We start from the raw sequence: 10,201 nt of genomic DNA, 5'->3' as shown, positions 1-10,201 counted from the left end.
CCGTGGCCGAGCGCGCGTCCGCCGCGGAGCGGAGGTTCTGGTTCGCCGAGCGGGTCCGACCGGGCGCGCCCGCGGCGATCGCGTTCGGCCGGGTGCGGGTGGACGGTCCGGTGCGGGAGGCGGAGCTGCGGGCGGCGGTCCGGGCCGTCGTCGCCCGGCACCCGGCGTTGCGCACCGCGTTCGCGGTGGCCGGCGGCGACCTGGTGCGCGAGGAGCGGGACGTGCCGCGGGACGTGCTGCGCGTGCTGCCCGCCGGGACCACGCCCGACCGGGCGTGCGGCGAGCTGGCCGCCCGGCCGTTCGACCTGGCGGCGGGCCGGGTGTTCCGGGCCGCGCTGGTGCCCGACGGGCAGGGGGCCGTGCCTGTTCCCGGGGCGGACCTGCACCTGGCCGTGCACCACGCCGTGTTCGACGGGTTGTCCGAGGAGGTGTTCACCGCCGACCTGGCGCGGGCGTACGGGGTGGCGCTGGCCGGTGGCGTGCCCGCGTTGCCGCAACGCCCTCGGCTGCCCGCCGCCGACCCGGACGACGCGCGCGCCGAACGGCTCGCCGCGTACTGGCGCGAGGCGCTGGCCGGCGCGGGCGACCTGCCGGACGGCGGGGTGGGGCTCGGCCTGCGCGACCTGGCCGAGGACCGGCTGGTCGAGGCGCCGCTGACGTGCGAGCCGGCGCCGGTGCGCGAGGCGGCGCGGCGGCTGTCCTGCTCGCCGTTCGCGGTGCTGCTCGCCGCGTACGGCCGGGCGTTGGCCGAGCTGACCGGGGTGGCCGACTTCTGCGTCGGCACGGCCGTCGCGGTGCGCCCGCCCGGCGCGGAGGACGAGGTGGGGTGCGCGCTGAACATGCTGCCGATCCGGGTCCGCGACCCGCGCGGACCGGGCGCGGTGACGCGGGTGTGGACGGCCCTGGTGGGCGCGCTCGGGCACGCCGACCTGCCGTTCGACCGGATCGTGGCGGCGGCGCGGCCGGGCCGGGGCAGGCGGATGCCGGTGTACCAGGCGTCGTTCGCCTTCCAGAGCTGGACCAGGGCCCGGCACCGGGCGGGGCCCGCGGTGCTGCGGTCGGTGCCGGTGCCGCAGCGGGGGCTGCAAACGGAACTGCTGCTGGAGCTGCGCGACGAGGGCGAGCGGTGGCGCGGCCAGGTGCAGGCGGTGTCCCGGTCGTGGTGGGCGACCCGCCTGCCCGACCTGGCCGCGGCCTTCCGGCGGGCCCTGGCCGAGACGACCACGAGCTGACGCGAGGGGATTCGCCATGCCGACCACGATCATGTGCCTGCCGCACGCCGGCGCCGGGGCGAGTGTGTACCGACCGTGGCGCGACCACCCGTTCGAGTCGATCCGCGTCGCCCCGATCCAGCTGCCCGGTCGCGAGGAGCTGTTCGTCGAGGACTTCCACGCCACCATGGCGGACGCGGCCGAGGACGTCGCCGACCGCGTCCTGGCGCAGGCGGGCGACGCGCCGTTCGCCCTGTTCGGCCACAGCTTCGGCGCGGTGCTCGCGCACGAGGCCGCGCACGTGCTCGTCGCGCGCGGCAGGCCGCCCGCCCACCTGCTGGTCAGCGGCGCGCTGACACCGCAACGCGTGGCCGGCCGCATCCGCGTGTCCGAGGTGGACGACGACCGGCTGGCCGCCGGGGTGCGGGAGATGATCGGCTACGACCACGAGGCGTTGCGGGACCCCGACCTGCGCGAGTTGCTGCTGCCCGTGCTGCGGGCGGACATGCTGCTGCTGGAGCGGTTCCACCCGACCGGGGCCCGGTTGCCGCTGCCGATCACCGCCCTGCGCGGCGAGGACGACGTGATGGTGTCCGTGGCGGACGTCCGGGAGTGGGCCGACCGCACGACCGACCGGTTCGCACTGGTGCAGCTGCCCGGTGGGCACATGTACTTCACCGAGGCGTGGCCGTTGCTGTGGAAGACGATCGGGGCCGTGCTGTGACGCTGGAACGCGACGACCCGGAGCTCGCGGGCGCGCTGGCCGCGGACGCCCGCGGGCAGCGGGACACCCTGGCGCTGGTGGCGCACGCGAGCCTGGCCCACCCGTCGGTGCTGGCGGCGGCGGGCGCGGCGCTGAACAACGTGACCGCGGAGGGGTACCCGGGCGCGCGCTACCACCCCGGGGCGGCGTGGTTCGACGTGGTGGAGCGGTTGGCCGTGCGCCGGGCCAAGGCGGCGTTCGGCGCGCGGTACGCCAACGTGCAGCCGCACTCGTGCTCGTCGGCGAACCTCAGCGCGCTGGTCGGCCTCCTGCCGCCGGGCGGGGTGCTGCTGGGCATGGACCTCGACGCGGGCGGGCACCTCACCCACGGTTCGGCTGCGTCCGTGACCGGCACCCACTTCCGGGCCGTCGGCTACGGCGTGGACGCGGCCGGGCGGGTCGACTACGACCAGGTCGCCGACCTCGCCCGACGGCACCGGCCCGGCGTCGTCGTGGCCGGCGCGAGCGCGCACCCGCGGGCGCTGGACTACCGGCGGTTCCGGGAGATCGCCGACTCGGTGGGTGCGTACCTGCTGGCGGACATCTCGCACGTCGCGGGCCTGGTGGTGGCCGGCGAGCACCCCAGTCCGATCGACACGGCGCACGTGACCACGACGAGCACCTACAAGCAGCTCGGCGGACCGCGCGGCGGGCTGATCCTCATCGGCGCCGAGCACCGCGCCCCGGCGCCGGACGGCACGACGACGTTGGCGGGCCTGATGCAGCGCAGCGTGTTCCCGCGCACGCAGGGCACCCCGAACCCCGGCGCGATCGCCGCGAAGGCGCGGGCGCTGGACCTGGCGGGCCGCGCGGAGTTCCGCGAGTGGGCGCGCCGCGTCGTCGCCGACGCCGCCGCGCTCGCCGCCCGGCTCTCCCGGCTCGGGCACCGCGTGCTGACCGGCGGCACCGACACCCACATGGTGGTGCTGGACCTGCGCCCGCGCGGGGTGACCGGTGTGGTGGCCGAACGCGCCCTGGAGGAATGCGGGATCCTCGCCAACCGCAACCGCGTCACCGGCGACGACCGGCCGCCTCTGGTCGCGAGCGGGTTGCGGCTGGGCACGAACGTCGTGGCCCGGCGCGGCATGGGGCCGGGCGAGGCGGAGGAGTGCGCCGACCTGGTGGACGCGGTGCTGCGCGCGGTGCGCCCGCTGGACGACCGCCGCTACGACCTCGACCCGGAGGTGCGCGACCGGGTGCGGGCCCGGGTGGCGTGGCTGTGCGCGGAGTTCCCCGTCCCGTTCGAGTTGTCGGAGGTGCCCGCATGACCACGTCCCTGCCCACCGACCGGCCGCGCGGCCCCCGGTCCGCGCGGCGCTCGGCCGTGCTGCGGGCGGACCTGCCCGGCGAGCACCCGGTGGAGGCGCTGGTGGCCGCGTTCGCACTGCTGCTCGCCCGGTACACCGACCAGGACGTGGTGGTGTTCGACGGTCCTCGGGGCGCGGTGGCGGTGGACGGGTCCGGAGTGCCGCGCCCGGCGACCGGGCCGTGCCCCACGGCGTTGCTCGTCGAGGACGACGGGGTGGACCGCGAGCTGACCGTCGTCGTCGACGGCGGCGTCACCGCCCGGTACGACCCCGACCTGTTCGACGCGGACACCGTGCGGCGGCTGCTCGGCCACTTCGCGATGGCGTCGACCCGGCGGGGACGACCGGGCCTGTCGCTGCTCACGCCCGAGGAAGAGCACCGGCTGCTGGTCGAGTGGAACGACACCGCGGTCGCCCTGCCCGCCGACGGCTGCCTGCACGGGCACTTCGAGGACCGGGTGCGGGCCGCGCCCGACGCGGTCGCGGTGGTGCGCGGCGACCGGACGTGGACCTTCGCCGAGGTCAACCGCTCGGCGAACCGGCTGGCGCACCGGTTGCGCGGGCTGGGCGTCGGGCCGGGGGTTCGGGTGGGGATCTGCCTGGACCGGTCGCCCGACCTGCTGCCCGCCGTGCTCGGCGTGCTGAAGGCCGGTGGCGCGTACGTGCCGCTCGACCCCGACTACCCGCCCGCCCGGCTGGACCTGATGCGGCGCGGCGCGGGGCTGGCCGTCCTGGTCGGCCGCGCGGACCTGGCCGCGAACCTGCCCGACGACACGCCCGTCGTGCTGCTGGACCGGGACGCGGCCGTGCTGCGGGAGCAGCCGGAGCACGACCCGGACGGCGGCGCGGGACCCGACGACCTCTGCTACGTCATCTACACCTCCGGTTCCACCGGCGGCCCGAAGGGCATCGCGTTGCGGCACCGGGGCGTGCTGAACAACCTCGTGGACCTCAACACGCGTTTCGGCGTCGGCCCGGACGACCGGGTGCTCGGCCTGTCGTCGCCGAGCTTCGACATGTCCGTCTACGAGCTGCTCGGCATCACGATCGCCGGCGGCGCGGTGGTGCTGACCGGTCCCGACCCGGCACGGTGGGCGGCGGAACTGGCCGACCGGCCGATCACGGTGTGGAACTCCGCGCCCGCCCTGCTGGAGCTGGTGCTGGACCGGCTGGACCGCCCGCTGCCCCACCTCCGGGTGGCCATGCTGGGCGGCGACTGGGTGGCCGTGACGCTGCCCGACCGGCTGCGGCGGTTCGCGCCCGACGTGCGGATCGCGGTCCTGGGCGGCGCCACCGAGGCGTCGATCCACTCAACGGTGTACGAGGTGGGCGAGGTGGACCCGGCGTGGACGTCGATCCCGTACGGGCGGCCGATGGCCAACCAGCGCGTCTACGTGCTGGACCGGGCGATGCGGCCGGTGCCGGTCGGCGTGCCGGGCGAGCTGCACCTCGCGGGCACGGGCCTGGCGCGCGGCTACCTCGGCCCGCCGGAGCAGACCGCGCGGCGGTTCGTGACGTGGAGCTACGGACCCGTGCGCGACGAGCGCCTCTACCGGACCGGCGACCTGGTGAGGTACCGGGCGGACGGTCAGCTGGAGCTGTTGGGCCGCTTGGACTTCCAGGTGAAGCTGAACGGCGTGCGGGTCGAGCTGGGCGAGGTGGAGGCCGCGCTGAGGCAGGTGCTGTCCACGAGGGAGGTCGTGGTGACGGCGGCGGCGGACCCGTCCGGCGACCGGCGGCTCGTGGCCTACGCGGTGGCCCGGTTCTCCTCTGACGACGTGCGCGCGGCCCTCGCCGAGGTGCTGCCGCGCCGGCTGGTGCCCGCGCTGGTCGTGCCCGTGGACCGGCTGCCGTTGAGCCCGAACGGCAAGGTGGACCGACGGGCGCTGCCGGCGCCGGTGTGGCCCGTGGGCGCGGTCGCGCCCGCCGACCCGGTCGAGCGGCGCGTCGCCGAGGTGTGGCGGGACGCGCTCGGCCTGGCCGAGGTGGGCCGGGACGCCGACTTCTTCGCGCTCGGCGGTGATTCGATGAAGGCGCTGCGCGTGGCGCGGGAAATCCACCCGGACCTGACCATGGTCGACCTGTTCGCCCACTCGACCGTCGCGTCCCTGGCCGACCACCTCCGCTCCCTGCCCGAGCGCGACGGCCGGGGGTGACGGGCCGCCGGTCGGTGGCGCTCGATGGGCAGCCGATCACGCTTCTCGCCCGCGACCGGAATCAGTGGGCGACACCGGATCCCACTAACAGAGCAAAGGTCCGACCGACGCCCACCAAATGCCTTTCCGGAATCACCGGCGCTGAGCCGCGTGAGGCTTCTCAGCGCGGTCACGGTCAGGCTTCCCGCGCGGGCGGGGGTCAGGCTTCCGGCGCGGTCCTCGCCGGGCCCGGGAGCGGCGCCGGCACCGGCGGGACCTCGGTCGGGCGCAGGCCGGCCACCAGTTCGGCCAGGTCGGCGGTGGCGTCGTCGGCCTGGTCACGGGTGGCCGTGCACCTCAACCGCACGACGCCGCGCCGGCCGGGGTCCGCCGCGTCCGGCAGGGTCAGGTACTCCTCCACCCGGACGACCTCCTGCCCGGCGGTGGTCGTGAGGCGCAGCGACTGGGTGAGCCGCGGACCGTGGGGACCGGTCCCGTCGACGCGGTCGGTGACGGTCGCGGTCGGCAGGGCGGCGGCGGACAGGTCGGCCAGCTCGGCGGGCGTCCACCCCGCGTCGGGTTCGTCGATGACGATCGTGGCGGTGAAACCGGAGCCGTGGGTCGCGGTGGCGATCGCGACGAACGCCGCCCCACCGGCGCCGACCTCGTCGGGCGGCACCGGCAGCCAGCCCGGCGGGAGCCGGAACGCGATGGGCAGCGACAGTTCTCCGTTCACGGGTCACTCCGTTCGGGTCGAGTCGGTTCCGGCCGCCGCGGGTCAGAACGGGAAGAGGCTCCGTCCGATCTCCCCGAAGTCGAGCGCGATCTCGCCGTTCAGCGCGCCGCCGGCGATCGCGGAGGCGCCGACCTTGAAGCCCAGGCCGACCTTGCCGTTCTCGTTGATCACGTCGAGCGCGAACTTGGCGCCCGGCCCGACGTAGACCTCGGGCTGGGCGGAGACGGTGAGCGGTCCGAGCGAGTGCTCCAGCTCCGGGCCGCTCACCTGCACGCCGAACTGCGCTTCCAGGTCGATCAACGGGTCCTCGGACCTGGGCTGGTTGATCGCGCCGGTGAGGTGCAGACCGGCGGAGTACTCGCCCTCGACCGTGCCGTCGAACGCCTTCCAGGTGCCGTGATCGAAGTAGAAGTTCAGGTCGCCGCCGATGATCGGCCCGCCGGTGGCCAGCGACTCGGGGGTCGGCAGCCGGCCTTCGGGGTCGATGCCGGGCCCGTGGGACTCGATCGTCAGCAGCCGGAGGATCGCCTCGCCGGCGGCGTCGACGATCCGGTTGACGTAGTCGACGACCATCATGTCGCCGGGGTCGTGCGGGCTGATCAGGGCGGCCTCGTACAACGGCGAGTACGCGGCGACCACGTCGTGGATGCCCTGCTTGGTCCGGATCAGGCTGGTGGCGTAGTCCTCGGCCAGCACCGCCTGCTGGAGCTGCCGCTGCCCGAGCTGCTCGAAGGTCGAGCCGACCGCCGCCGCCTGCCCCTCCACCGTCTCCCCGCCGGTGTCCTGCCAGGACGCGTGCGCGGCCCGTCCCGAGGTGGTCACCTCCGCGCCGGCGTCGGTGACGGCGCCCGCCGCCCCGCGCCAGGCCGCGCCGAGCTGCTGCGCCACCACTTCGTCGTCGGGCGGCCAGGGGTCGTAGCGCGCCTTGACCTCCGCCCACAGTGGACCGCTCGGCTCCGGGGTGGTCATGCCAGTCCCTCGAACCGGTCGCGGCCGGTGGTGTCGGCCTGCACGTAGTCCGCGGTGCTCGCCAGTCCCGCACCCGCCAGCCTCTCCGACGCGGGCACGTGCCGGGAGACGTCACGCGCGACCTGCTCGGCGCCGACGCGGTACCTGCCCATGAACGCCTGCCCGAGCACGCCCCGGCCCAACTGGCCCTCCAGGCTGCCGATGGTGGTCGCGGCGCTCGACCAGGCCGTGACCGCGCCCTGCCCGGCCGTGTCCATCCGGGACATCGCCTGCTCCACGCCCGCGGTCTCCATCTGCGCGCCGTCGGCCGATGAGGTCATCGCTGCTCCCCCTGTCGTATCCGGCGATCCAGTTCGGCCAACGCGAGGTCGAACCTCAGGTCGGCGGTGTCGGGGTCGGCATCGGCGGGCAGGAACCGGGACACCACCTCGAACGCGGCCCGGGTGGCCTCCCGGTTCGCCGCCTGCACGGTCTGCAGCACGGTCCGCGCCAACGCGGCCGAGTCCGGATCGCGGTGGACCCGCGGGTCCAGGCGGAGGCCGATCAGCCGCCCGCCCGCGTCGACCGTCGCCTCGACCAACCCGTCGTCCGACCAGGCCGTCGCCCGGCTCCGCGCGCGCACCTCCCGGATCCTGCGGAACTCCTCGGCCAACCGCACGTACCCGGAGTTGGCCGAGGAAGGCAGCAACGCGTCCATGCCCACCCCCCGTGATCGACTCTGATCGGAGTATCCGGCCACACCACTGCGCACGGACTGCCCCTGACCGGTTCCGGCCACGGCGCTTCGCCTCGCGTGCCCGTTCCGCCGTCCTGGTCAGCGGGCGGGTTCGGGCTCGGCCTGCAGCTGCCGGACGGAGCGCACGGTGAGCGCCAGTGGCGCGCTCAGCACAGCGATCGCCGCGCCGGCGAGGAGGACGGCGTCCGTGCCGACGAGCTCGGCCGCCGGTCCGGCCAGGGCCATGCCCACGGGCGCGGCGGCCAGGCCGACGACGGAGGAGAAGCCGGTGGCCCTGGCGACGAGGTCGGCGGGCACGTGCACCTGCCGCGCGGTCTGGGTCAGCACCGCGTAGAGGCCGGCCTGCACCCCGGCGGGAACGGCCGCCGCGACGAGCACGGGTACCGGCGCCCCCGCGGCGAGCAGGGCCAGCAGCGGGGCCAAGGCGACCGGGATGGCGCAGGCCACCACCAGCGGGCGTCGCGGTCGCCAACGCAGGGCAAGGACGCTGCCCAGCAACGCGCCGACGGCGTAGCCGTTGGCGATGAACCCCCATGCCAGCGCACCACCCAGTTGCTGATCGGCGAGGACGGGAGCGAGGACCAGGAACGGGGAGATGCACGCCCCGTTGATGACGGCGACCTGGATCGTGATGGCCTGCAACCAGGGGCGGGCGCGGAAGTCGCGCCACCCGTGCCGCGCGGCGTCGAGCAGCGCGGGTCGTGGGGGCACCGGCCGGTCGGGGACCTTCAGCGCGACGAGCGCGGCGGCGCTGACCGCGAACGTGGCCGCGTCCACGGCGAAGGACACGCCCGCTCCGACCGTCTCCACCAGCACCGCGGACACCACCGGGGCGAGGAGCGTCGCGGCGTTCTGGGCGGCGTTGACCAAGGCGTTGGCCTGACGCCGCCGCTCTTGGGGCACCACGTCGACGACCAAGCCCGCCGCGGCGGGGGCGAAGAAGGCGTTCGCCGTGCCCGCCACCGCTTGCAACGCGGCCAGGTGCCACAGCGTCCCCGCACCGGTGATCAGCAGCACGGCCGTCAGGCCCTGGGAGGCGCAGCGGACGACGTCGGCGGCGAGCATGACGGCCCGACGCGACACCAGGTCGCCCACCACCCCGCCGACGAGCGTGAACACCACCACCGGCAACCGGCCGACGAGCAGCACCAGCCCGACCTCGGTCAGCGACGCGCCGAGCCGCAACGAGCCGAACACCAGCGCCATGCCGATGAGGCCGTCACCGAAGTGGGAGGAGGTCCGGGCGATGAAGTACCAGCGGAACGCCGGGTCGCGCAGCAGCGCGGGCACAAGCCGGGGCATGGAACCACACGTTGCCGGCACCCACCGACAATTCGCGGAACCGCGGATCGGTCACAACGACCGAATCGCCGGCCACGTTCGGAGAACCCCGGCAGCTGATGACGCACGCTCGCCCGGTGAGTCCTGGCGCAGGAGGGGACGCCGCCGCGCGGACGCGGCGGCGTCAGGGTCGAACTACGTCACGCAGCCTGGTCAGGCGGCTCCATCGCTCCCGTCATGATGGCGACCGCGTCGGCCATGGAGATGGTCTTCGGGTCGACCACGGCCTTGCGGCGGCCGAGGCGCTGGATGTGGATCCGGTCGGCGACCTCGAAGACGTGCGGCATGTTGTGGCTGATCAGGATGACCGGCAGGCCGCGGTCGCGGACGTGGAGGATCAGGTCCAGCACGGCGCGCGACTCGCGCACGCCAAGCGCCGCCGTCGGCTCGTCCATGATGACGACCTTGCTGCCGAAGGCGGCGGCCCGGGCCACCGCGACGGCCTGCCGCTGCCCGCCGGACAACGTCTCCACGGCCTGGCCGGGGTTCTGGATCGTCATGATGCCCAGCGCGTCGAGCTGCCGCCGTGCCTCCTCGCGCATGCCGTTGCGGTCGAGCATGCGGAACACCGTGCCGAGCACGCCCTTGCGGCGGCGTTCACGACCCAGGAACAGGTTGCTCGCGATGTCCAGCGACGGCGAGACGGCCAACGACTGGTGCACGGTCTCGATGCCGGCGTCCCGCGCGTCGATCGGCGAGGTGAACGCCACCGGTGCGCCGTCCACCAGGATCTCGCCCTCGTCCGGCACGACCGCGCCGGACAGCGCCTTGATCAGGCTGGACTTCCCGGCCCCGTTGTCCCCGATGACGGCCAGGATCTCGCCGGGCAGCAACTCCAGGTCCGAGCCCGACAGCGCGGTCACGCGGCCGTAGCGCTTCACCAGCCCGCGGGCCTGCAACACCGGTGTGGTCACTAGTGCACCCTCTTCCGTGCGGGCGCCTGGGTGGCGCTTGTGGTAGGAACCAGGCGGAAGTCGGGGTGACGGCCCGGTGTGGCCGCCCT

Annotated in this window: 10 protein-coding genes; 4 read left to right on the top strand and 6 right to left on the bottom strand. The window is 75.1% G+C overall.

Features of this window, described 5'->3' with window-relative positions; genetic code table 11:
* Positions 1-2: 2 nt before the first annotated feature.
* Genes ABTZ99_RS40110 through ABTZ99_RS40095 form a run of 4 tightly spaced genes read left to right on the top strand, consistent with a single transcriptional unit; the run spans position 3 to position 5,437 of the window.
* Complete coding sequence (locus tag ABTZ99_RS40110; protein WP_499618261.1) at positions 3-1,232, top strand: condensation domain-containing protein; 1,230 nt, start codon at positions 3-5, stop codon at positions 1,230-1,232.
* A gap of 16 nt (positions 1,233-1,248) precedes the next feature.
* Positions 1,249-1,935, top strand: coding sequence for a thioesterase II family protein (locus ABTZ99_RS40105; protein ID WP_499618259.1), 687 nt, complete (start codon positions 1,249-1,251; stop codon positions 1,933-1,935).
* Positions 1,932-3,242, top strand: a complete 1,311-nt coding sequence (gene glyA, locus ABTZ99_RS40100; protein WP_499618257.1) for a serine hydroxymethyltransferase — start codon at positions 1,932-1,934, stop codon at positions 3,240-3,242. The genes ABTZ99_RS40105 and glyA overlap by 4 nt, the downstream gene beginning before the upstream one ends.
* Positions 3,239-5,437, top strand: coding sequence for a non-ribosomal peptide synthetase (locus ABTZ99_RS40095; protein WP_499618255.1), 2,199 nt, complete (start codon positions 3,239-3,241; stop codon positions 5,435-5,437). Before glyA ends, ABTZ99_RS40095 begins: the two co-directional genes overlap by 4 nt.
* A 199-nt stretch (positions 5,438-5,636) precedes the next feature.
* Here the strand turns inward: ABTZ99_RS40095 and ABTZ99_RS40090 are convergent, their stop codons facing one another.
* From ABTZ99_RS40090 to ABTZ99_RS40065, 6 genes are all read right to left on the bottom strand, one after another.
* Complete coding sequence (locus ABTZ99_RS40090; RefSeq protein WP_498783237.1) at positions 5,637-6,152, bottom strand: hypothetical protein; 516 nt, start codon at positions 6,150-6,152, stop codon at positions 5,637-5,639.
* 42 nt (positions 6,153-6,194) lie between these two features.
* Positions 6,195-7,121 carry a WXG100-like domain-containing protein gene (locus ABTZ99_RS40085; RefSeq protein ID WP_499618253.1) on the bottom strand — a complete coding sequence of 309 codons (927 nt, stop codon included), beginning with the start codon at positions 7,119-7,121 and terminating at the stop codon, positions 6,195-6,197.
* Positions 7,118-7,441 (bottom strand): hypothetical protein, encoded by a 324-nt coding sequence (locus tag ABTZ99_RS40080; RefSeq protein ID WP_499618251.1) that lies wholly within the window; start codon positions 7,439-7,441, stop codon positions 7,118-7,120. The genes ABTZ99_RS40085 and ABTZ99_RS40080 overlap by 4 nt, the downstream gene beginning before the upstream one ends.
* On the bottom strand, positions 7,438-7,818 hold the full coding sequence (locus ABTZ99_RS40075; protein ID WP_498783243.1) for a YbaB/EbfC family nucleoid-associated protein: 381 nt from the start codon (positions 7,816-7,818) through the stop codon (positions 7,438-7,440). Before ABTZ99_RS40075 ends, ABTZ99_RS40080 begins: the two co-directional genes overlap by 4 nt.
* Before the next feature lie 117 nt (positions 7,819-7,935).
* A complete protein-coding gene (locus ABTZ99_RS40070) occupies positions 7,936-9,159 on the bottom strand; it encodes an MFS transporter (RefSeq protein WP_499618249.1) in 1,224 nt (407 codons plus the stop codon).
* A 179-nt stretch (positions 9,160-9,338) separates the two neighbouring features.
* Positions 9,339-10,112, bottom strand: coding sequence for an ATP-binding cassette domain-containing protein (locus ABTZ99_RS40065; RefSeq protein WP_498783247.1), 774 nt, complete (start codon positions 10,110-10,112; stop codon positions 9,339-9,341).
* Positions 10,113-10,201 lie beyond the last annotated feature (89 nt).

Source organism: Actinosynnema sp. NPDC002837, from assembly GCF_040295345.1.
Lineage (GTDB): Bacteria > Actinomycetota > Actinomycetes > Mycobacteriales > Pseudonocardiaceae > Actinosynnema.
Note: the sequence above shows the minus strand (reverse complement) of the source record. Positions and strands in the feature narration are given on the sequence as shown.

Excerpts from the sequence above, each read along its gene's own strand:
- ABTZ99_RS40095 (WP_499618255.1), top strand. The coding sequence starts at position 3,239 with ATGACCACGTCCCTGCCCACCGACCGGCCGCGCGGCCCCCGGTCCGCG.
- ABTZ99_RS40070 (WP_499618249.1), bottom strand. The coding sequence starts at position 9,159 with ATGCCCCGGCTTGTGCCCGCGCTGCTGCGCGACCCGGCGTTCCGCTGG.
- ABTZ99_RS40075 (WP_498783243.1), bottom strand. The coding sequence starts at position 7,818 with ATGGACGCGTTGCTGCCTTCCTCGGCCAACTCCGGGTACGTGCGGTTG.
- ABTZ99_RS40085 (WP_499618253.1), bottom strand. The coding sequence starts at position 7,121 with ATGACCACCCCGGAGCCGAGCGGTCCACTGTGGGCGGAGGTCAAGGCG.
- ABTZ99_RS40080 (WP_499618251.1), bottom strand. The coding sequence starts at position 7,441 with ATGACCTCATCGGCCGACGGCGCGCAGATGGAGACCGCGGGCGTGGAG.
- ABTZ99_RS40105 (WP_499618259.1), top strand. The coding sequence starts at position 1,249 with ATGCCGACCACGATCATGTGCCTGCCGCACGCCGGCGCCGGGGCGAGT.